20 protein-coding genes are annotated in these 21367 nt (G+C 66.2%); 1 reads left to right on the forward strand and 19 read right to left on the reverse strand.

Annotated elements, in window-relative coordinates; all coding sequences use genetic code 11:
- Positions 1-4: 4 nt before the first annotated feature.
- Both ASE48_RS29020 and ASE48_RS29025 read right to left on the reverse strand, forming a co-directional pair.
- Positions 5-412, reverse strand: coding sequence for a Zn-ribbon domain-containing OB-fold protein (locus ASE48_RS29020; protein WP_057170597.1), 408 nt, complete (start codon positions 410-412; stop codon positions 5-7).
- Between the two features lie 5 nt (positions 413-417).
- Positions 418-1581, reverse strand: coding sequence for a thiolase C-terminal domain-containing protein (locus ASE48_RS29025; RefSeq protein WP_057170598.1), 1164 nt, complete (start codon positions 1579-1581; stop codon positions 418-420).
- Positions 1582-1795: 214 nt separating this feature from the next.
- Here ASE48_RS29025 and ASE48_RS29030 point away from each other — a divergent pair, with 214 nt between their 5' ends.
- Positions 1796-2980, forward strand: a complete 1185-nt coding sequence (locus ASE48_RS29030) for a CaiB/BaiF CoA transferase family protein (protein ID WP_082614486.1) — start codon at positions 1796-1798, stop codon at positions 2978-2980.
- A gap of 83 nt (positions 2981-3063) precedes the next feature.
- Here ASE48_RS29030 and ASE48_RS29035 read toward each other — a convergent pair whose 3' ends face one another.
- The 17 genes from ASE48_RS29035 to ASE48_RS29115 form a co-directional block, all read right to left on the reverse strand.
- Complete coding sequence (locus ASE48_RS29035) at positions 3064-3846, reverse strand: enoyl-CoA hydratase/isomerase family protein (RefSeq protein ID WP_057170600.1); 783 nt, start codon at positions 3844-3846, stop codon at positions 3064-3066.
- A 19-nt stretch (positions 3847-3865) separates the two neighbouring features.
- On the reverse strand, positions 3866-4999 hold the full coding sequence (locus ASE48_RS29040) for an acyl-CoA dehydrogenase family protein (RefSeq protein WP_057170601.1): 1134 nt from the start codon (positions 4997-4999) through the stop codon (positions 3866-3868).
- Positions 4996-6171 (reverse strand): acyl-CoA dehydrogenase family protein, encoded by a 1176-nt coding sequence (locus tag ASE48_RS29045; RefSeq protein ID WP_235571645.1) that lies wholly within the window; start codon positions 6169-6171, stop codon positions 4996-4998. Before ASE48_RS29045 ends, ASE48_RS29040 begins: the two co-directional genes overlap by 4 nt.
- Positions 6168-7076: an SDR family NAD(P)-dependent oxidoreductase gene (locus tag ASE48_RS29050; protein WP_200962282.1), complete on the reverse strand. Its 909-nt coding sequence runs from the start codon at positions 7074-7076 to the stop codon at positions 6168-6170. The genes ASE48_RS29045 and ASE48_RS29050 overlap by 4 nt, the downstream gene beginning before the upstream one ends.
- Positions 7077-7093: 17 nt before the next feature.
- Entirely contained in the window at positions 7094-8221 is a 1128-nt protein-coding gene (locus tag ASE48_RS29055) for an acetyl-CoA hydrolase/transferase C-terminal domain-containing protein (protein WP_057170602.1), read from the reverse strand.
- Positions 8222-8268: 47 nt separating this feature from the next.
- Complete coding sequence (locus tag ASE48_RS29060; RefSeq protein ID WP_235571647.1) at positions 8269-9411, reverse strand: acyl-CoA dehydrogenase family protein; 1143 nt, start codon at positions 9409-9411, stop codon at positions 8269-8271.
- Positions 9408-10538 carry an acyl-CoA dehydrogenase family protein gene (locus tag ASE48_RS29065; protein ID WP_057170603.1) on the reverse strand — a complete coding sequence of 377 codons (1131 nt, stop codon included), beginning with the start codon at positions 10536-10538 and terminating at the stop codon, positions 9408-9410. Before ASE48_RS29065 ends, ASE48_RS29060 begins: the two co-directional genes overlap by 4 nt.
- Before the next feature lie 118 nt (positions 10539-10656).
- The gene (locus ASE48_RS29070) at positions 10657-11427 is read right to left on the reverse strand and encodes an IclR family transcriptional regulator (RefSeq protein WP_057170604.1); all 771 of its coding nucleotides are present in this window, start codon (positions 11425-11427) and stop codon (positions 10657-10659) included.
- Between the two features lie 4 nt (positions 11428-11431).
- Entirely contained in the window at positions 11432-11692 is a 261-nt protein-coding gene (locus ASE48_RS29075; protein ID WP_156409410.1) for a helix-turn-helix domain-containing protein, read from the reverse strand.
- Between the two features lie 177 nt (positions 11693-11869).
- Complete coding sequence (locus ASE48_RS29080; protein ID WP_057170606.1) at positions 11870-13372, reverse strand: MCE family protein; 1503 nt, start codon at positions 13370-13372, stop codon at positions 11870-11872.
- Between the two features lies 1 nt (position 13373).
- Positions 13374-14507 carry an MCE family protein gene (locus ASE48_RS29085; protein WP_057170607.1) on the reverse strand — a complete coding sequence of 378 codons (1134 nt, stop codon included), beginning with the start codon at positions 14505-14507 and terminating at the stop codon, positions 13374-13376.
- On the reverse strand, positions 14504-15781 hold the full coding sequence (locus ASE48_RS29090) for an MCE family protein (RefSeq protein WP_057170608.1): 1278 nt from the start codon (positions 15779-15781) through the stop codon (positions 14504-14506). The genes ASE48_RS29085 and ASE48_RS29090 overlap by 4 nt, the downstream gene beginning before the upstream one ends.
- On the reverse strand, positions 15778-17133 hold the full coding sequence (locus tag ASE48_RS29095) for an MCE family protein (RefSeq protein WP_057170609.1): 1356 nt from the start codon (positions 17131-17133) through the stop codon (positions 15778-15780). Before ASE48_RS29095 ends, ASE48_RS29090 begins: the two co-directional genes overlap by 4 nt.
- Complete coding sequence (locus ASE48_RS29100; protein WP_057170610.1) at positions 17130-18158, reverse strand: MCE family protein; 1029 nt, start codon at positions 18156-18158, stop codon at positions 17130-17132. The genes ASE48_RS29095 and ASE48_RS29100 overlap by 4 nt, the downstream gene beginning before the upstream one ends.
- Complete coding sequence (locus tag ASE48_RS29105) at positions 18155-19609, reverse strand: MCE family protein (RefSeq protein ID WP_057170611.1); 1455 nt, start codon at positions 19607-19609, stop codon at positions 18155-18157. Before ASE48_RS29105 ends, ASE48_RS29100 begins: the two co-directional genes overlap by 4 nt.
- A gap of 4 nt (positions 19610-19613) precedes the next feature.
- Positions 19614-20423, reverse strand: coding sequence for an ABC transporter permease (locus ASE48_RS29110; protein WP_057170745.1), 810 nt, complete (start codon positions 20421-20423; stop codon positions 19614-19616).
- Between the two features lie 41 nt (positions 20424-20464).
- Complete coding sequence (locus tag ASE48_RS29115) at positions 20465-21202, reverse strand: MlaE family ABC transporter permease (RefSeq protein ID WP_082614517.1); 738 nt, start codon at positions 21200-21202, stop codon at positions 20465-20467.
- Between the last annotated feature and the right edge of the window lie 165 nt (positions 21203-21367).

Genomic DNA, 21367 nt, shown 5'->3' on the forward strand with positions numbered 1-21367 from the left:
CCGGTCACCGCAGGCGCCAGCGCAGGACCGCCACCCGCCAGCCCTGCGACCCGAACTCGACTTCGTCGAACCCGACCTCGACGGACTGCCCGATCCGCAGACCTCGGCCGTCGGCCGGTCCGTCGATGTACCCGGGCATCAGCAGGTCGTCCTGTTCATCGAGCCGGACCATGACGACCACCGAGCGCGCCGAATCGGCGCCGGGCCGGTGGCCCACGGTCCACGACGCGATGGTGCCGCTACCGCTCGCCGCAAGCCAGTTCCACTCCAGAGAGCTGCAGTCACCGCACACCGCGCGGGCAGGCCAACGCAGCCGCCGGCAGCGAGCGCAATCCTGGACAAGCAACTCGCCCCGCTCCAACGCATCCCACCACGGCGCCGAATCGGCGTCGGCCAGAGGATGTTCGGTCATAGTGGCTACCCTCCCCGCTTCAGGATGACCGCCCCGGTGATACCACTGTTGATCCCCGGTTGTGCGGTCGACAGCGCCACCTCGGCACCGGCCACCTGCCGGTCACCGCATTCTTGGCGCAATTGCCGTACCGCCTCGACGACATGGTTGAGGCCGTGCACGTATGCCTCGGACAGGTGACCACCATGCGTATTGACCGGAAGCCGACCACCGATCCTCGTCTCCCCCGCCGCGATCATCGATGCCGCCTCGCCGGGTTCACAGAACCCGTATGCCTCCAGCTGTAACGGCACCAGCGAGCTGAACGCGTCGTAGAACTCGGCAACATCGATGTCCTCGGGGCTCATCCCAGCCGCCTCGTACAGCCGGGGCGCCATCCGGGTTGCTCCCGAAAGGGTGATATCCGAACGGTGATTGGAGGCCAACTGACTGCCCCCACCCGATGCGGTGGCACAGATGGTGACCGGCAGCGCCCTGGTGTCTCGACTCTGTACCGACGACATCACGACCAATGCGACGGCTGCATCGGATTCGATACAGCAGTCGAACAGCCGCAGTGGTTCGTAGATCCATCGTGAGCCGAGATAGTCGTCCATGCTGATCGGTTGCCGCATCATCGCTGCCGGATTGCGAACTGCATTGTCGCGCTGGTTGATCGCGACCGTGCCGAGATCCTCCTCGGTGAGGCCGTACCGGTGCATGTAGGCGCGGGTGAACATGGCGAACTGCGCCGGCGCGGAAACGTGTTGATAGGGTAACCAGTACTGCGCATCGGAGGACATTCCGGTCATGGCCCCCGCACCCGACATACGTGGACCCGAACGCGCGTTCAGCGCCCGCCACACCACCACGCAGCGGGCTTGCCCAGTGGCCACCGCGGTGGCCGCCGCGGCCAGCGGTGCGATACAGGAACTTCCGCCACCGAACACATCTCGAATGAACCTCACATCGGCGATACCCAGCACCTGGGCTACGAGTGCTGGGTCCGCCGAGTCGGCGATACGGTGACACGCCACGCCGTCGACGTCACGGGCGGTCAGCCCGGCATCGGCGAGCGCGGCGCTGACGGCCCGCACCGCGAGGGTGAGCGTGGAGACGCCCGAGCGCTTGGAGTACTCCGTACGCCCGACACCGACGATTGCGGCTGCGTCCCGAAAAGGGTTGTCCACAAGCCGAATCTATCCGAGGTGAGGGATCGCGACATGGTATACCGCCCACTATCACCAATGCCCATACGGTGGACCCGCGGATGCGCGCCGGGTCCTGACCGTAGTGGCATCGCAACCATTTTCGCCGTCGGCAACCACCGCTAGCCTGCTGACGGGATGATGGTTGCCTTCGAATGCGCGCCATCCCAATCATACTCACGGCGAAAGAGACACGATGACGACGCAGAACCACCGAACCGAGGCTCGCGGCCCACTACTGGGACTGAAAGTACTCGATATCGGCCAGCTCGTCGCGGGCCCGATGATCGGTACCTATCTGGCCGACTGGGGAGCCGACGTCGTCAAGATCGAACAACCACGTGTCGGTGACCCGATCCGCAAACTCGGATCACACTCCGGCGCACCGCTGTGGTGGAAGATCAACGGACGCGGGAAGCGTTCAATCGCCCTGGACCTGCATGAGCAGACCGACCGCGATGTGCTGTTGACGCTGGTGCAATCGGCCGACATCTTCATCGAGAACTTCACTCCCGGCACCATGGAACGCTGGGGACTGGACTATCCGACACTGCGGTCGATCAACCCGGGACTGATCATGCTGCGCGTCAGCGGCTTCGGCCAGACCGGGCCGAACCGGGCGAGCCGGGCGTTCGGGCGGATCGCCCAGTCCTTCAGTGGATTCTCCTCGGTGAACGGGTTTGCCGACCGGCCGCCCGTCCACCCCGGCATCCCGGTCGGCGATTACTTCGGCGCCCTCACCGGCACCGCCGCCGTGCTGGCAGCCTGCCTGGAACGGCAGAAATCCGGCGAAGGCCAGGAGATCGACTTGGCCCTGTACGAGGCGTGCTTTCGTCTGATGGAACTGATGACCGCCACCTTCGACCAGGAAGGCAGGGTGATTGGCCGGGAGGGCACCTCCAACACCTATGTGGCACCGGTTGGCACCTGGAAAACCACTGACGGAAAATGGTTCTCCCTGACCGCCAGCACACAGCCGGTGGCCGAGAGGTTGCTGCAGACCGTGGGTGGCGCGGAGTTGGCCACCGACGACCGGTTCGCGACGAACTCACTGCGGGTCGCCAACCGAGAAGAGCTCGACGCGATCCTGGCATCCTGGGTGAACGGTCACACCACCGCAGAACTGATCCGCATCTGCGATGACAGCGACGTCGCCTACTGCGTCGAGTACGACGCCGCCGACATTTTCGCCGATGCCCACTATCGGGCGCGGGGCACCATCGAAACGGTGCAGGACCCGTTGTACGGCCCGATGCGGATGCCCGCGGTGGTTCCCCGGTTCGGCCGCACCCCCGGGTCGATTCGGTGGACCGGAGAAGAACTCGACGCCAGCCGCGACGAGGTGCTCAACGACCCGACCTGGAAGAACGGGACACCCTGACCAGTTGTCGCCAGCCATACCGAATAGGGCCGAACACCGTTGGTGTTCGGCCCTATTCGGCAGTCAGCTGACGTCAGATCGGCCTATCGGCCGGTGAAATCACCCGCCCGGCGCTGTGTCATCGCCGAAAGGGCCTCGCCGACATCATCGGTGGTGGCCAGCACGGCGACATGGGAGGACACCATGTCCAACGCCGGCCGCAGCTCCAGACTTGCCGACTGTCTGGTGACCCGCCGGATCATCCGCACGCTCGCCGGCGGATTGGCGGCGATGGACCGGGCCAGAGTCATGGTCGCGTCGAGCAGTTCGTGCGGCTGAACCACACGATTGACCAGTCCGATCCGCAGGGCCTCCTCGGCATCCACCGGTTCCCCGGTGAGCAGCAGCTCCAGCGCATTGGCCAGGCCGACCAGCCGTGGCAGGAAGTACGCGCCTCCGCCACCGGGTGCCAGCCCGAGCTTGACGTAACCCTCGGACACCCGGGCCGTACTCGACATCACCCGAAGATCACACATCAGGGCCATGTCCAGGCCTGCACCGACCGCCACCCCGTTGATCGCCGCGATGATCGGTTTTCCGAGATCCTCGACCGCCAGGGCGATCCGCTGAATCCCGGCATGCAGGTCCGTCTTTCGTTCAAGGGGGGTCAACGGGTCGGTGAGCCAGGCCAGATCGATTCCGGCGCAGAACGCACGGTCGCCTGCTCCGGTCAGCACGACTACCCGCACGTCGTCATCGGTCCGACAACACCGAAGAATCTCCTCCCAGTCCCTGATCATGCTCATGGTGAAGGCATTTCGCGCCTCCGGTCGATTGATGACGAGGGTGCCGATACCGTCGGCAACCGTAAAGTCGAGGTGGTCCATCTGATCTCCTACCTTTCATTCACCCCGGTTGTTTCACCGGTGGTGAGCCCCAGCGCGAACCCGTGACACAGTCCCAGACATCGGCGGTGCCCAACGCCGTCCGGCCGACGCGCCGAGCGTGGTGGCCCACGCTGCCGAACTCGTCGACCCAGCTCCTGGCGCGCAGCGTCGACGGCCACAGCCCATGCTCGATACTGGTTCCCATCGCGCCGTGCAGCTGATGCGCGGACTCGGTCACCGCACCGACCACCGGGCCCAGCACCGTCCTGGCCACCGAAACTGCGTACTCGGTGCGACCGTCCCCGAACCCGAGATCGGTCGCGGCGGCGACTGCCAATGTCACTGCGGCACGCGCGCGCTCGATATCACCCGCCATGACTGCCAGCGCATGCTGCACACTCTGCAGTTTGCTCAACGGCCGGCCGAACTGCACCCGCTCGCGACAGTGCCGTACCGAGGACTCCGCCGCGGCATCGAGCGCACCGATCAACTGGACGCACCGGGCCCACGCCCCACGGCATTCGTATTCCTCGGCGACGGCCGGGTCAACGGGACGCAACGTGTCACCGGCGATCGCGAAGGCGATCTCGTCACGCGGTTCACCGGCCAGATTCATACCGTGGTTGATCACCGTGTCGGCGGGATCGGCCAGCGCGACGTGGAGGGTCCCGTCGTCGGCACCGGGCCCGCGCACCTCGACCAGTACCACTCGGCCGGCCGAACGCGCCCACGGGACCGCGCCCGCCACACCGGTGACCAGCCCTCCCAGTGCCGTCCCCACGGCCCGTCCGGCCGTAAGCGGCCCGTCTGTCGGCACCGCGATATCGGCGCGTTGCATCAGCCAGGCCGCCACCAGGTCCGTCTCGGCGACCGGAACCGCGGCGCTGCTGCGCGCCAACCAGTACAGCACCACCGCGAGCTCGGCGGGTCCCGCTTCGTTGTCGGCATCGCTGGTGAGCCGGTCCAGTCCGCTCGCAACCAACCCATCCCAGAGTTGCTCGTCGAAGGTGTCGGGCCGTCGCCGGCACCCGAGGCGGGCGTCGGAGGAGCGTCGACCGAGATCGTCGGCCAGTTCGGCGAGCGCATCGAATTCACCGGCCCCAGACGCGGCGCCGAAGACACCATGGGCCAGCACGGAATCGAAGTTCGTCATCGTAATCCCATCCCCCGCGCCACCACACCGCGCAACACCTCGTTGGTGCCGCCCCGCAGTGTGAACAGCGGCCGGTGCAACCACGCAATGTTCACCATTGCCTGAAGTCCTGGGTCGGCCGGTACGCGCTCCAGCAGGTCGGCGACGATGTCGACCGACTCCTGCTCGAATCGAGTGCCCAGATCCTTGACCAACGCGGCCTGGTTGGCGGCCGGCTGCCCGGCCACCAATGCCCTGGCCACCGCCACCGACAGTTGCCGCAACGATGTCAACCGGGCGACCAGGTGGCCGACATCGGCCAACATCGCATCATCGGTATCGTCCTGCGCGGCCAACCGCGCCAGCGCCGCCGAGATCAGCGGCATCGTGGTCAATATGCGTTCGGGTCCGCTGCGCTCGAACGACAACTCGGACGTGACCTGATGCCAACCGTTTCCGATCTCACCGAGCACGTCGGACTCGGCGATCTCGACATCGTCGAGCAGTACCTCGTTGAAATGGTGCTCACCGGACATCAATTCGATGGCACTGATGGTCACACCGGGCGCGTCGCGGGGCACCAGGAACTGGCTCAGCCCGGCGTGCCGCTGTTCGGGATCAACCGCACTGGTGCGGGCGAGCACCACGATCTGATGTGAGTGGTGGGCTCCGCTGGTCCACACCTTGGTTCCCGACAGCTTCCAGCCGCCCGCTGCTCTGGTCGCACGGGTGCTGACCGCCGCCAGATCCGAGCCGGCACCGTGTTCGCTCATACCGATCGCCGAGTAGAAACGGCCCGCAGCGATACGTGGCAGGATGCGGCGACGCTGCTCCTCCGTGCCGTAGGTGAGCAGTGCGGGCGCGACCTGGCGATCGGCGATCCAGTGCGCGGCCACCGGCGCGCCGTGCGCCAAGAGTTCCTCGGTGACCACGTAGCGGTGCAGATGGCCGAGGCCCGCCCCGCCGTACTCGCGTGGCGTGGTGATGCCCAGGAAGCCCGCGGCGCCGAGGCGTTCGCTGAATCCTTCGTCCCAGCAGGACAACCACGAGTCGACCCGGGGAGTCCAGCCGTGCGCATCTCGATCGGCGCGCAGAAACTCCCGGATGCCGCGCCTCATCGCCGCCAGTTCGGCGCTATTGGCGGTCAGGTCGGCGAAGAATCCGTTCACCGAGGCCATGGCATCGGTGCTCATGAGCGCACCGGTAGCGGGCCGGCGAGTCCGCGTGGCGCGGTGCCCCACAGCCAGCGCGCCGCCTGTTGCAGTTCGTCGAATTCCAGGCGTTCGCCGTTGCGCGCCACATAGTGGTGCGGCGCCTCGGTGAACCCTTCGATGCGGATCAGTCGGCGGCCGTCGATCCGCACTATCTGCCCGGTCAGCCATGACGCCTGCGGGGATTGCAGCCAGGCCACCACAGCCGAGATGCACGCCGGGTCGAGTTCGGGATCGGCGGCCCGCTCCTCACCAAAGAAGGATGCGCTCATTCGGGTGACTGCCAACGGGGAGATCGCGTTGACCGCGACCCCGTAGCGTGCCATCTCCAGCGCAGTGACCAAGGTGAGCGCCCCGATACCCGCCTTGGCCGCGCTGTAGGCGGCCTGGCCGGGATTGCCCCACAGGCCAGCGCCCGACACGGTGTTGACGATGTGGGCGTCCACGGCGTGTCCGCTCCTGGCCATCGAGCGCCAGTAGTCACACGCGTGTTTGGTCACCGCGAAGGTTCCCTTCAGATGGACATCGACGACCGCGTCCCAGGCCTGTTCCGTTGCGCTGGTGATCACCTCGTCGCGCAGAATCCCCGCGTTGTTCACCACGCCGGTCAGCGTTCCGAACACAGACACCGCCCGACCGACCATGTCGCGGGCGTCTTCCCAGTCGGTGACCGATCCGGTGTGCGCCAACGCTACTCCGCCCGCGTCGGTGATCTCGGCGACGACGGCTTCGGCAGGTCCCACCCCACCGCCGCTGCCGTCTCGGTCCACGCCCGGATCGTTGACCACGACCGCGGCGCCACGCGCCGCAAGCTCGAGGCAGTGTGCACGTCCGATACCCCGACCTCCTCCGGTGACCAGAACCACCTGACCGTCCAGTGCTGACATACCCGATCCCTTCTCGATCAGAGGCCGAACAACTCGGCTATCCTTCTGCGCCGCAACGGCCAATCGGCGTCGCGCAGGTCTGCGTGGCCGTTTTCGGTCACAATGAGGTCCACATCGCCGGCCGGTGTGGACACCGGCCTGCTGAGTTGCTCCACCAGCGGACTGTGACCGTTCACCGTCGAGGGGGTCGCGATGATCGACAGACCCTGCGGATGCATGCGGGCGGCGGCGCAGAAGTCCGGATGCCCGCCGATGCCGCCGATGACCTTGTCGCCCCGTCCCTCGACGTTCACCTGTCCCACCGGGTCGATCTCGACGGCGGTGTTGACGGCCATCAACGGGATACCCCGTGACAGCCGGGTCAGATCGTGGGTGTGCTGCACCCCGCGCAGTATCGGCCGCCCGTCCGCCCACTCGTAGATTTCCTGTGTCCCGGTCAAATAGGTCGCCGAAGGGTTGCCGCAGAGCAGCCCGTGGCGCTCCAGATCGATCACCGCATCGGTGAGGAGGCCGGTGTCCACATGCAGCGGCACCGTCGCCCGGCGCAGCAGCGCGGTACCAAGTTGCCCAGGTCCGTACTGGATCCGGGAGCCCGCCGGAATGAATCGCAGTACCGCATCGGCGAGCGCATCGTGCAGCGGCTCCGGTTCCCGGTGGTGGCTGACCGGCCCGGCACAGCTGCGGGCGACGATCTCGACCTGGGCCGGGCTCAGGGGTGGCTCGGCCGAGGCCATCGGGGTGGCGTCGTCGACGACCGCCAGCACCGGCACCCCGGACTCGACCAGCGCGCGCTGATAGGACACCTCACTGCCGAAGTGCAGTGCGCCCGCGCGTTCGACGAGGCGAGTGATCAGCAGCTGCGGCCGCAGCCGGTCGGCCAACAGAGCCGGCCACGCCGAGAACCGCGCCGGAACGAATCGTGTTGTGGCACTGTGCATCAACGCCCGTGCTCCGGCGCCGGGCATCAGCACGACCAGCTCGTCGAAGGCCTTCGCGTCCAGACCGTCGGCGGGTTCGGGCAGCCAACCGACGACCAGCCGGATCCCCCCGATCTCGGCTGCCGCACTGCACAGCGCCTCGCATACCGAGGTGCCATCGGGCAGTCGTCCCGGTACCCCGACCCCGTCGCCGAGGGCCACCGTCATCCCCGGGCGCAGCCTCGCCCGGAACACCTGCGCCAGAGTCAAGGTGGTCAATGCGGTTCCCGGGGCAGCTTCAGAAGCCGCTCGGCAAGAATGTTGCGCTGAATCTCGCTGGTGCCGCCCAGTATCGTCTGGGCACGCCCGACGAGCATGTGCCGCACCAGTTCATCGAGCTCTGGATCGACACATGCATCGATGCCAAGCGCATCGGTGGCCAGGTCGGACAGGTCGCGATCGGTCTCGGAGGCAACCAGTTTGAGCACCGAGAACTCCGGTGAGGTGACATCTCCGCCAGCCACGGCTCGTTGCCAGGTGTGGCGCAACAGCCACGTCCTGGCCCACAGCCTCGTCAACGCCCGGCCCAGCACCGGGTCCAGCACACCGCGGCTACGCGCCGCCGCGACCAGGGCGTCATGGCGGCGGAACATCGCCACCGCATGGGTGCCCAGGGTCAGCCGCTCCCGCCCGAGCATCGCCAGCGCCAGTTCCCAGCCCTGACCCACCCGGCCTACCAGGGCGTCCCCCGGGATTTCGACACCATCGAGGAATACCTCGTTGAACTTCGATTCCCCGTCGATCTGACGCAGCGGGCGCACCGTGATGCCCGGTGTCCGCATCTCGACGATGAACATCGACAGTCCACCATGCTTATCGGATCCCGTGCGGGCCAGTAGAATTCCGAAATCCGCGTCCGCAGCACCGGAGCTCCACACCTTTTGCCCGTCGACCAGCCAGCCCGTCTCGGTGGGCTGAGCGCGGGTGCGCAACGATGCCAGATCAGAACCCGCCTCGGGCTCGGAGAACAGTTGGCACCAGATATGCCCGCCGGTCCGGATGGGTTCGAGGTGTCGTGCCTTCTGCGCATCGCTGCCGTAGCGGATGAGCACCGGCCCGACCAGATCGGGCCCGAAGAGGCTGAACTGCCGGGGAACCTCGGCGTGCGCGCATTCCTCGGCGAACATCGCCTGGAATGCCACCGACGCGTCCCGCCCGCCGTGCTCGGTCGGCCAGTGCAGGCAGGTGTAGCCGTGCTGGGCCAGGAAGCGGTGCCACGCCGAACCCGGCTCGACATCGGCCGCGGTGGGCGTGGGCCCGTAGTTGCGCAGTCCTGCCGGTTTGGGCGCACCGGCCAGGAAGGCGCGCAGTTCTGCACGGGTGAGGGTCGGGGAAGCGGTGTCGAGATCGCCCGTCACGATGCCACCCCGATCAGCGCGGCTGATCGCTCCAGCACGGTCCAGTGGGCCGCCGGTGACCCGAACAACACCTCGTCGGTGCGGGCCCGTTTGACGTACAGACCCACGGCATGCTCCCAGGTGAAGCCGATGCCACCGTGAATCTGCAGGTTGGCGTGCGCTGCTCCGCGCAGGCTTTCCGAGCACACCGCTTTGGCCATGCTGACCAGCCAGGGCGCGTCGGGGTCGGCGGCCTCGACGGCTTCGACCGCAGCCAATGACGCCGACCGTGCCATCTCCAGCTCCACCAGCATGTCCGCGCACCTGTGTTTGATGACCTGGAAGGAACCGATCGGCCGGTCGAACTGTCTGCGCACCCTGGCGTATTCGACCGCCATCTCCAGAACCCGCTCGGCGGCGCCCACCTGCTCGGCGGTCAGGACAGCGAGGGCGTACCGCAGGCTATCGGCGACGATCTCCTCTGCCGGGCGATCAGCAGGCAGGCACCTGGCCGCCGCGCCGTCCAGGGCAACCGTCGCCATCGGCCGGGTCGCATCCAGTACGGGTTCGACAGTGATCGTGACACCGGACTGATCGCGGTCGACGAGGTACAGCTGCGGGCGACCGTTCTGCGTGGCGAGAACCACGATGTGCTCGGCGCCCGCCGCGCCCAGGACGTGGCGTACCGCCCCCGAGAGCCGGCACTGTCCAGCGTCGTCGGACGACACAGGTAATTCGGCCTCCTCGACGCCGCCGTCCTTGGTGGGCACGGCCGCCGCGGCGGTGCTCTCGCCGGCAGCCAGGCCCTCCACGAGGTCAATGGCCCCGTCGGTCGCGGTGAGCAGGCGGGTGGCCAGAATGGCCGAGGACAGGAAGGGCACCGGCGCCAGTGCCCGCCCGACCTCGTGAGCGATCACGGCATGCGCCGCAATCGGGCAATCATCGGTCTGGCCACCGTCAGCAATATCGATCGCGGCTACGCCGACCTGGCCGCACAGGACTTCCCAGAGCTGACGGTCGAAACCGCGATCGCCCACGGGTCCCTCGTAGGCGACGGCGCGCAGTCGGTGCTCGGGCAGCAGGCGCGTACACGCAGCACGGACCGAAGAGCTGAGCGTCGCTCGTTCTTCATCGGAAAGCGGAGTCATAGAATATCTTTCGCGATATTTGTGAGATGCACAGAGGTTCGACAGCCTCAGTTATACCGCCGGTCGGCGGCCGGCAAAAGGTTCGACGGGGGTACGGAAGGCACCCCTCAAGCATGCGCTAAGCGACGACCCGGGTACGGGTTAACTTATTGTGCAACAACAGCTTCGAGATCTTCGTCGCCGCCGCGAGCAGGTGCTCCTCAATCTCGTCCTGGGCGCGCACCGAACGGCCCGAACGGGTGGCAAGCCCCAGCGCGGCGGGCATGCTCGCATCGGCCAGCGGTGCAGCAAGACAGGTGACCCCGTAGCGGAACTCCTGGTCACTGATCGACAACGGGCGGGCCACCAAATGAGGCCCAAGCCGCGAGCTGGTCTCGATGGTGTGACATGTGTAGCTGCGCAACGGATGTTGGGTCAGATACGTTTCACGCTGGGCCGTTCCGGCGTGCGCCAAGATGCTCTTACCGATCGCGGTGGCATGGCCGGGAAGGTGCACTCCCGGCCAACAGTCGATTTGCGGGGCCGCCGGATGTTCGGCCATGCTCCAGACTTCGACTTCGCCGTGTAGCAGGCCACCGATCATGACATGCGATCGCGTGGCGGCCGCCAGACGCGCCATCGCTTCGCGAACCAGCCGATAATCCCGAGCACGGCCTTCCAATTCTGCGACACTGGCGAACTGCGAACCCAGCACGTACCGACCATCCCGCGTGCGGGCAAGATATCCCTCGTATACCAGGGTCTGCGCCAGACGATAGACCGTGGCCACCACGATCCCGGTTGAGTCACTGAGGGATTTGGCCGTCACGGGACCCCGCTCGGCCACGATGTCGACGAGCCTCATCCCCCGCTGCAAGCTCTGGATCAGGGTCGGGGCCGACGCATCCACGGGATCAGCCCGCCTCGTTGACGGAGGCCAACGACCGCGACTCCGCAGGGGCCGTGGCGAAACCGGTCCAGTCCAACCGCCCACCCAGCACATAGGAGCCGTCGTCCAACCGGATCAGATAGCCGTCGTGGACCAGCGTTCGCAACAGGTGGTAGGCCGTCGGAAGGGGAACCCCTACCTGACGTGCGACGGGCTTTGCGTGCAGCGGACCGTGCGCGGCCACCACGTTGATGATGCGCAGACCGCGCTGCAGTGATCGAATCATGGTCTGCTCTGCGCCTACCACCGCACCTCCCAAGCTCAAGGCCGAGTGAATGATGTCCGTACGCAGCAAACCCTAGGCATCCACCGACCGCCGGAACAAGGGATAGCTCGTTGCTAGCATTGCCGCTAACACCGACGAAGACGGTTTTCAGCGTCCATTGTGTCGTCCGATATGTGGTCAGCCTTCGGCGGCCAGCATCGACTGCCAGGTCTGCTCGGGACGGTGTTCGGCGAGATTGGTCAGTGCGTAGACGTTGCCGTCGGGGCCCACATAGGATCCGTCAGCCGGATTGTAGGACGCGAATGCTATTGGGACATCGTCAGTTTGGCTCGTCGCGGGCGGCGTCAGAGAGGCTGGCGCGGCCTGGGGTGTTGATTCCGGTGGCGTAGCCGGTGCCGGTGCGGCGGTGTCGACCTGCGGGATTCCCTGACCCGACATGGTGGCGTTGGGGTCTCCCTTCCAGTTGAACCCGTCGTTGAGCGGGACATACTCTTCGTCGCTGTTGCACATCCGTGCCGTCGGTGCGCGTTTGCCCGGCTTGTTGACACACGGGAGGTTGCGCGCGCCACGCACATTGAAGGGGGAATCCTGTGGCACCCGGCAGTACAGATCACCGGCGGGCCGGTCCGGATAGTCCTCGAACGCCGGTGAACGTTGTTGGCTGGGTGGAAGAAAGCCGGTCAGGCAGGGCGGTGGCACGTTCAGGTTCAGATCGAAGGTGACAAACGGTCCCTTGTAGGCGCTCATCACTCCCATACCGGGCACCAGCGAACTGCCCAAAACGGCAATGGCCTGGGGAACCAGCACCAGGACCTGCCGCACTCCGGCCTGGTAGGTGACAGCCAGCTCGGCCACCCCGGCGAGGTTGGCGAGCATGATCGGCAAGGACGGCTGCAGCCGCTCGAACAATTGGCGAACTTCCCCCGCCGTCGCGGCACCGTCCCCGATCAGCCTGCGTACCGCGGTGTCCCGCTGGGCCAGCTGACCGGTGATCCCGGCCAACTGCGACGCCCAGGCTCTGATCTCGCCGGCGGTGTCACTCTGGGTGTCCAGCACGGGGGCCGATTCGTCGATCAGGGTGGTGAGCGCCCGCAGATCCGCCTTGGCGCCAGAGGCCAACTTCGTGGATGCCCGGACCAGCCGGGCCAAGTCCGGTCCCAGACCGCCGAACGCGGTCGCACTCTCATCGATGACGGTACGAAGGTTGTCCGCGGGAATGGCGCTCAAGCCGCGGTTGGTCTCGTCGAGAATGGTATCGATGTCGACGGGCACTCCAGTGCGGTCGATACCGATGACGTCGCCATCACGCAACGCGACGCCGCGCGCATCGGCGAGCGGGGTGAGTTCGACGTACTGTTCGCCGATCGCCGACCGGCTGTGTACGCGTGCGGTCACCTCGGCGGGGATCGACACATCGGAGTTCAGTGACAGGTCGGCTTCGATACCGGTGTCGGTCATCCGCACGTCGACCACCCGCCCCACCCCCAGCCCCCGGTAGGTGACATTGCCCGACGGATACAGTCCGCCTGTGCTGGGCAGGGCGATGGTGACTCGGTACTGGCCGATGCCGAAGACCCGGGCCGGCACCTCCATGAATCCGATGCTCATCACCAATGCCGCCACCAGCGACACCACGGCAAACACGGCGAGCTGCACCCTGATCCGTTTGTTCAGTCTCATCTCAACGTCCCTGGTCGGCGATATACGGTGCGCTCAAGGGGTTTCCACCGGTATACGGGCTGGGCATCTGCCCGATCGTGCGACCCCATTGCATTTCCAGTTCGGTCAGGCTGCCTTCGAATCTGGTCCCGGTGAGAAAGCCCGCGTCGAGCCGGCTCAGGGTGAGATCGAAGACTCCGGTGAGGTTGACGTAATCACCGCGGAAATAGTTGCCGATGTTCTCCTTGACGAACGGGAAGGTCGTCAGGTAGCTCAGCGAGGTCACCATCGCCGGACCCGCATTGGCCAGGGACTCCAATACCGGACCGAGATCGTTGAGCTCGGTGATGAGGTCCTCCTTGGTCTTGCTCACCGTCTCGGCGGTGAGCGCACCGAACTGACCGAGCTTGTCCAGTGCCAGTGCCAGCTCGCTACGGCGATCCGCCAGCACCTGCAGCGCTCTGGGAATCGTGTCGAGGGCCCGGTCGAGGACCGGTGTCCGTGCCGCGAACTGTGCGACGAGCCGGTTGACACTGTCGGCGGCGTCGATGATGTCCCGGGTCTGGTTCTCGACATCGGCGACGAATACGTCGACCTGTTCGACGAGGCTGCCCAGGTCACCCGCTCGGCCGTCGAAAGCGGTACTCAACGATTGGGTGATGTCGTGGACCTGGCCGAGGCCGCCACCGTTGAGCACCAACGACAGTGCAGCAAGGGTCTGCTCGGTGGTCGGGTAGCTCCCGCCCGCGGACAGCGGAATCAACGAGCCCTCGTGCAGGCGTCCCTCGGCGGCGACGGCGACCGGCGCGGCCAGTTCGACGTGCAGTGAGCCCAGCAGGCTGGTCTGGCCTATCGTCGCGGTGGAGTTTGCCGGCAGGTCGACATCAGCGTTGAGTCGCATCGTCAGCAACGCGTGCCAACCTTGGCGCTCGATCGCGGTGACGGCCCCGACCGTGACATCGCCGACTCGTACGCGCGAATTTTGTTGGATGTTACCGACATCGGGGAGTTGGGCGGTGATGGTGTAAGCCCCCGGTCCGCTCCCCTCGGTACCGGGCAGCGGCAGCGAGTTCGCACCTTGCCAGCCGCACCCGGCCGTCAGCGACACTGTCGCCACCAGTCCTGCCAGGATGGACCTTCCGTGTCGGCGGTTCATGAGCCCGGCCCCGGCGGTATCAACATGTCGTGCAGATCCTGCGGTGCCTGCTCGGCGGGTAACGGCGCCGGAGCGGGATCTGCAGCCGGCGTCGTTGGCGGGGGCACATAGTCCGGGCGCATCCAGTCCTCGCTGTAGGTGATCTCGTTCGGGCGGGCATAGGCGCCGACGACCGGGTTCACGCCCAGCGGCGGGAAGTTCATCTGCCGGTTCTTCACAATCGGCGCCAGATACTGAACACAGAGCTTGGCCGACTGTTCGGCATTCAGCCGGGACGCGGCTTGGATGGCACCACAGAGGAATTGGATGGGATTGGCAAAGTTGTTGAGACTGAACGCACCAGCGAAACCGCCGATGGCGGGCGGATAGATATTGACGAAGTTGGCCAGTTCGGTCGGTGCGACGTGCAGCGTCTGCTCCAGGTCATCGTGGCTCTCCTGCAGCGCGGTGCTGATCGAGGCCAGCTTGTCTGCCGTCACCCCTATCGTCTCGCGATTGTCCGCGGTGAAGCTCGTCACTTCACCGACGACCGCACTGAGCTCGTCGATGGCCGTTCCGATCTCCTGGGGCTGGTTGTCGAGCAGCTCCGTGGTGGCGGCCAGGTTGCGGTTCAGCTGGCGCATCACGTCCTTGCTGTCCTGCAGCGCCGACACCACCAGCGCCAGGTTGCGGGCCGTCGCGAAGATATCCTCGCTGTGATCGCCGAGTGCGGACATGGTCGTCGAGAGGCGCTTGATCGCCGTGTGGATGTTGTCTCCTTGCCCGCGCAGATTGTCCGCCGCCGCGTTCACGTAGGCGCCGAGCGTGCTCACCCCACCCGGCTCGGTGGGCTGTAGCGCCTCGGCCAACTTGCCCAACTGCTCACGCAGGTCATCCCATTCGACCGGGACCGCGGTACGGTCGATCGGTATCACGGCGTCTTCGGCCAGTTCCGGTCCGCCGGTGTACGCTGGGACGAGCTGCACCGCCCGGGCCGAGATCAGCGAGGGCGACAGGATCACCGCCTTGGCATCGGCAGGCACCTGGTAGCTGTCATCGACCCACATGGTGATCTGCACCCGGTCGGGTTGCGCCTCTATCGTCGCGATCTCACCGACGCGCACCCCGAGGATCCGCACATCGTCACCCGGGAAGATGCCGGTGCTGTTGGCGAAAAAGGCGGTGATGTGCGTGCGCCCGGCCGATTCCCAGAACCGCAGCGCGGCAGCGCCACAGGCCAGTACGGCCACCAGTCCGATGACCGCGGCCAGCCGCCCGGCCTTGGATGTCCTCATCGTCCTCCGTCCGTATCCGGTACCCCGCCCGCAGGGGGCTCACCGGGGGCCGGGACGAATACCGGTCCGTGGGTGGGCGGGATCGGCGAGGTGGCCCCAGGGTCCGGCGGTCCGGGCGGTGGTCCGCCGGGGGCGGGCGCCGGGATCGGTTCCCGATACGGGTAGCACCCGGTGGGCCCGGGCAGTGGCAGGCCCGGCGGTCCGCACCCCGGGTCGCCCGGATTGCCGGTGATCGCGTCGGGCAACGTCATCCGTGGAGTACCGCCCTGCCCGGTACGCGGGAAGGGCACCGGCAATGCCGGCGTGCCCGGCTGTCCCACCGGCGGATCGGTGAGCTGGGAGGGCGCCAGTACGTTGGGATCCAGCCCGAGGTCGGAGAACGCCGCGTCGATGAATGGCTGAATATACTGCCCGGGCGGCAGATTGACGACGAATCCCTTGAAGAATGGGCCCGAGGACACCGACTCGCCGAGCGCCATCGCATAGGAGTTGAGGCGTTTGACAGCGTCCTGCAGGCGTTCCCTGCGGTTGTCGATGATGGCCAGCACCCCGTTGAGTCGGTCCAGTGTCGGTCTGAACGACTCGCGGTTCTCCGCAATGAAGGCGCGCACCTGCCCGCTGACCGCGACGATGCTCGAGGAGATGGAATCCAGTGCCGCACTCTGGGTCCGGATCTGTGCGAGCAACGCGTTGGAATTGGTGACCAGGTCGACGATCTGGCTGCTCCGCTGACCCAGTACGGTGGACACCTTGCCCACATCGGACAGCAGTGACCGCAGTTGCGTGTCGCGTTCGGCCAAGGTTCCCGACAGCCGGGAGACTCCGTCCACCGCAGAGCGCAACTCCGGAGGTGTATCGGCGAACGTCTCTGCGAGTGTCTGCAGGGAGGTCGACAGCTGACCGGTATCCAGACCGTTGATGGTTGCCGAAAGGTCGCCCAGCGCATCAGCCAACTGATAGGGCGATGTGGTCTGCTCCAGCGGGATGGTCTGCTCCAATGCAGCATCACCGCGCGGTGTCACCTCGATCACCTTGGCGCCCAGCACGGTTTTGGTCTTGATGGCGGCCTCGGAACGGTCCCCGACGAAGACGTTGCTATCGATGTCGAAGGTCACGACGACCCGATCGCCGTCCAGCGCGATGGAGGACACCTGTCCAACCCGCAGGCCGGCCACCTCCACCGGTGAATCCGGTCGCAGTCCGGCCGCATCGGCAAACTGGGCGGTGTAGGTGTGGCCACCGCTGAGAAACGGGATCATGTCGTAGTTCAGCGCGCCGACGATGGCGGCGGCGATGACCACCGATCCGGCCGCCCCCACCTTGACCGGGTTGCGTTCTGACATCGGCTTCATTTCGGCGTGCACCTGCCCGACGTCTGGCCCGCGGCCTTGATGTAGACGGGCTGACCGCCCTTGCCGTTGACCTTGATGATTGCCTCGCAGATGTAGAAGGCGAACCAATCCCCGTACAGGCCTTGCCTACCCAGCATTCGATAGGCATCGGGCAGGGTGTTGAGCAGGTCGTCGAAGTACTCATGATTGTTCAGCACGATGGTCGCCACCCGATCGGTCTCCTGGCGCACCTTCTGGATCGCCGGGCGCGACTGTGCGAGTAGATCGGCGACTTCGCGGGCTGTGCTGTCGAGGTTCGCCGTGGCATCGGCGATCCCATCCTTGCGCTCGGCCAAGGCTGCGGTCAGTTCGTCCAGCCGGCCGATCGCATGGCCGAAGTCGGCGTCATTGTCACCGATCGCACCGAGCACGACATCGAGATTGGTGATCAGATCCCCGATCAAGGCATCCCGGTCTGCCAACGCATCGGTGAACATGGCGGTGTGGCCCAGCAGCGAGCCGATGGTGCGGCCCTGGCCCTGGAAAGCCTGGATGAGTTGTCCGGACAGAGCGTTGATCTGGTCGGGGTCCAGCGCCCGAAACAGCGGGCGGAATCCGCCGATCAGGGTGTCGAGATCCAGTGCGGGTGCGGTGTTGGCCACCGGGATGATGCCACCTGGTTCCAGCGGCGCGCCGCCGCCGGCGCCGGCTTCCAGTGCCAGGTAGCGGTCGCCGTAGAGGTTGTCGAAACGGATGACCGCACGGCTGCTCTGAGTCAGCTGCACGGAGTCGTCAACCTCGAATTCGACGTCCACCGTGCTGTCCCGGCCGATCGTGAGCCGACCGACCTTACCGACCTCGACACCGGCGATCCTGACGAAGTCGCCACTTTTGAGTCCACCGACGTTGCCGAACAGTGCCCGGTAGCTCTGATGGGGCTGGAATCGCACCTGCGCGAACACCGCCACCAGAACGAACAGACCCGTGATACAGACGGTCAAGAAGATGCTCAGGCGCCACAGGACGCCCCCCAACTGTGACTTCACGGCGATGACGCTCCTGTCGGCATGGTGGGTCGAGCCGGCTGCGGGGTCGGCGGCGTGGCCATGGGGAACGGCGCCTCGAACGCCTCGGATCCTGGCGTGGGTCCCGGTGCGCGCGGTGCCCCCGGCGGTGGGGCCGGTGGCAGGCCGGGATACAGGGGGCTGCCGTCTGGTGCGTATTGCGGCGCGCCATGGGGCGGTCCGCCCGGATAGGGAACCGGTGCAGGTGCCGGACCGTCCAGATTGCGCACACTCGGCGGTTCTGGAACGGCGCGGGTGACCGGGAAGTAGTTGGCCCAGCCGGGAAATCCGATGCCCGGATTGACCCGGATGTCGTTTCCGGTGCCCCAACCGGTGTTGGTCACCAGCTGCCGCACCGGGAACTGCTTACTCGGGTCGGGCAGCGACCCACATCCGGGCTTGCCGCCGGGTCCGCCCTTGGCCCCCACGATGGGCAGGTTCTCGGGATATCCGTAGGGGTCCTGGCCCCAGGCCAGTGAGGCATCCAGGACGATCGAGTACCCGTTACCGCCCTCGGCCTGGGCCCCACCGTTGTCGATGAACCACTGGGCGCCCAGCAGCGTGCAGGTCAGCGCGGGATGGTGTTCGAAGAGCATCGACGTCGTGGGTTGCAGGGCATGCACGGTGCGCACCAGATCGTCCTTGGCCGCACCGAGCAATTGTGTTCCGCTGTCACCAAATCCGATGACGTTCACCAGCAGTGCATCGATATCGTCGGCGCGATCGGACACGGTCGCAGAGGTCGTGCTCAGGGAATCAAGCACCGTCAGCAGATCGCCCGCGGCCGCACCGTAGGTATTGCTGAAGTCACGCAACGCACGCAGGTCGGTGCGGATGGTCTCGCTGCGCGGGTTGATCGCCAGCAGCACCTCGTTGGCATCGGTGGTGGCCCGGCCGATGGCTTCGCCCTGACCGCGCACACCCTCGGCGATGGCGCTCAGGGTCGCGTTCAGCTTCGCCGGATCAACCTTGTCCAGTAACCCCACGATGTTCTCGAACACCGTGTTGACCTCACTGGTCGTGTCGCTCGACCGGAGGGTCTGTTGTGCGGTGATGCGCTCGGGACTCGGGTCACTGGGGTAGATCAGGTCCACATACTTGGCACCGAATGCCGTCGTCGCGTTGATCTGCGCGGCCACGTTGGCCGGGATGTATCTGACGTACTCCGGGTCGATCGCCAATGTCATGGTGGCGGTCCCGCCGGCGGCGGGCGTGACGTCGGTGACATGGCCGACGGCAAGTCCGCGCATCTTCACCTTGCCGCCGGGTTCCATCACCAGTCCGGATCGGTCGGCAGTGAGCGTCACCGGCAGGTAGGAGCGGAACCAGCCGTTGAACAGCGCGGCGGTCACAGCAGCTGTCACCAGCACGGTGGCCACCAGTAGGGCGGCCGACCAGGCCGGACGGATTCGTGAGTGTTTCACCGGTTGCATGCGATCATCCAGACAGGTTGAAGTTGCCGGAACGGCCGTATACGGACAGCGAGATCACCAGGGTGACGAAGACGACGACGATCAGCGAGGTCCGGACCGCGCGGCCGACCGCCTCCCCGACCCCCGCAGGACCACCGCTGGCGGTGTACCCGTAGTAGGTGTGGATGACCATGACTGCCAACGCCATTGCCACCGCCTGCACGAAGGACCACACCAGATCCGCAGGGTTGAGAAAGGTCTTGAAGTAGTGGTCGTAGACGCCCGTGGACTGCCCGTAGACGACCGTCGTACCCACCCGTGCCGATACGAACGACATCAGCACGGCCACGCAGTACAGCGGGACCACGACGATGGCACCGGCCAGCAGTCGGGTCGAGGCAAGGTAGGAGATCGACCGCACCCCCATGACCTCGAGCGCATCGATCTCCTCGGAAATGCGCATGGCGCCCAGTTGCGCGGTCGCGCCGGCACCGATGGTGGCGGCCAGGCCGATACCCGTTGTCAACGGGCCGATGATCCGGACGTTGAGGTAAGCCGAGGTGAAGCCTGTCAGGGCCTCCACTCCGACACCGGCCAGCGTGTTGTAGCCCTGCACCGCGATCAGCGCACCCGCCGACATGGTCAGGAACGCGACGATGACGATCGTCCCGCCCACCACCGCCAATGCTCCTGCACCCAAGCTCATCTGGGCAACTTGGACGGCAACCTCGGCGCGATAGTGCACCACGGCGTCGCCGACAGAGCGTACGGTCTGCCCGTAGAACTGGGTCTGTTGGCCCAACTTGTTCCAGCCGTCACCGATGGTGTGCGCCATGCGTCGCAGCCGGGGTCGCAGGGTGCTCGGGGCGCTGCCGGTCACATCGTCGCCTGCACGCCGACGGCCGTGACCAACACATTGATCACGAAGAGCGCCATGAAGGAGAACACCACCGTTTCGTTGACGGCATTGCCGACGCCGGCCGGGCCGCCCCCGACCGAGATGCCCTTGTAGCAACCCACCAGGGCTGCCACCAGACCGAACAGTGCCGCCTTGATCAATGAGATCAGGATCTCCGCGCCTCCGGTGAACAGCGTCATCCCGGCAACGAACGCGCCGGGTGTCACGTGCTGGACGAACACCGAGAAGAAGAACCCACCGAGGACGCCCACGACGCAGACGACCGAGTTCAGCAGCAACGCGACGATCACGGTGGCCACCACACGGGGGACCACCAGCGCCTGGAGCGGATCGATGCCCATCACTCGCATGGCGTCGAGCTCGTCGCGGATCGTGCGTGCGCCCAGATCGGCGCACATCGCCGTGGCGGCAGCACCGGCGACGACGAGGACTGTTACCAGTGGCCCGATCTGGGTCACGGCCCCGAATGCCGCGGTGGCACCCGAGAAGTCCGCGGCCCCGAATTCGACGAGCAGGATGTTGAAGATGAAGACCGACAGCACGGTAAACGGGATGGACAGCATCACCGTCGGCACGATGGACACCCGCGCCACGAACCACATCTGAAAGATGCACTCGCGCCACGCGAACGGCGGACGTGGCAACAGCATCGCGGTGTCGATCACCATGGATATGAAACCGCCGATACCTCGCATGGGTTTGGCGATCAAGTCGACGCTGACCACTGCACCTGCTCTCGGTATCGCGGTGCGAGGTGGCACCGCTGTCACCTGAGTGCAACAGGTGCCGCTGCAACTCAGCAACGGCGGCGATTTCATATGGTGCAGAACACGATTGAGTCCACGCGCTGTGCTCGCACC

Source organism: Mycobacterium sp. Root265, assembly GCF_001428895.1.
Lineage (GTDB): Bacteria > Actinomycetota > Actinomycetes > Mycobacteriales > Mycobacteriaceae > Mycobacterium.

What these genes read in the sequence shown, in the direction of transcription:
- ASE48_RS29080 (WP_057170606.1), bottom strand. Translation starts at nt 13,372, where the DNA reads ATGAGACTGAACAAACGGATCAGGGTGCAGCTCGCCGTGTTTGCCGTG.
- ASE48_RS29050 (WP_200962282.1), bottom strand. Translation starts at nt 7,076, where the DNA reads ATGTCAGCACTGGACGGTCAGGTGGTTCTGGTCACCGGAGGAGGTCGG.
- ASE48_RS29030 (WP_082614486.1), top strand. Translation starts at nt 1,796, where the DNA reads ATGACGACGCAGAACCACCGAACCGAGGCTCGCGGCCCACTACTGGGA.
- ASE48_RS29105 (WP_057170611.1), bottom strand. Translation starts at nt 19,609, where the DNA reads ATGCAACCGGTGAAACACTCACGAATCCGTCCGGCCTGGTCGGCCGCC.
- ASE48_RS29065 (WP_057170603.1), bottom strand. Translation starts at nt 10,538, where the DNA reads ATGACTCCGCTTTCCGATGAAGAACGAGCGACGCTCAGCTCTTCGGTC.
- ASE48_RS29090 (WP_057170608.1), bottom strand. Translation starts at nt 15,781, where the DNA reads ATGAGGACATCCAAGGCCGGGCGGCTGGCCGCGGTCATCGGACTGGTG.
- ASE48_RS29020 (WP_057170597.1), bottom strand. Translation starts at nt 412, where the DNA reads ATGACCGAACATCCTCTGGCCGACGCCGATTCGGCGCCGTGGTGGGAT.
- ASE48_RS29040 (WP_057170601.1), bottom strand. Translation starts at nt 4,999, where the DNA reads ATGACGAACTTCGATTCCGTGCTGGCCCATGGTGTCTTCGGCGCCGCG.
- ASE48_RS29095 (WP_057170609.1), bottom strand. Translation starts at nt 17,133, where the DNA reads ATGAAGCCGATGTCAGAACGCAACCCGGTCAAGGTGGGGGCGGCCGGA.
- ASE48_RS29115 (WP_082614517.1), bottom strand. Translation starts at nt 21,202, where the DNA reads ATGCGAGGTATCGGCGGTTTCATATCCATGGTGATCGACACCGCGATG.
- ASE48_RS29045 (WP_235571645.1), bottom strand. Translation starts at nt 6,171, where the DNA reads ATGAGCACCGATGCCATGGCCTCGGTGAACGGATTCTTCGCCGACCTG.
- ASE48_RS29085 (WP_057170607.1), bottom strand. Translation starts at nt 14,507, where the DNA reads ATGAACCGCCGACACGGAAGGTCCATCCTGGCAGGACTGGTGGCGACA.
- ASE48_RS29110 (WP_057170745.1), bottom strand. Translation starts at nt 20,423, where the DNA reads ATGGCGCACACCATCGGTGACGGCTGGAACAAGTTGGGCCAACAGACC.
- ASE48_RS29055 (WP_057170602.1), bottom strand. Translation starts at nt 8,221, where the DNA reads ATGACGGTGGCCCTCGGCGACGGGGTCGGGGTACCGGGACGACTGCCC.
- ASE48_RS29075 (WP_156409410.1), bottom strand. Translation starts at nt 11,692, where the DNA reads ATGATTCGATCACTGCAGCGCGGTCTGCGCATCATCAACGTGGTGGCC.
- ASE48_RS29035 (WP_057170600.1), bottom strand. Translation starts at nt 3,846, where the DNA reads ATGGACCACCTCGACTTTACGGTTGCCGACGGTATCGGCACCCTCGTC.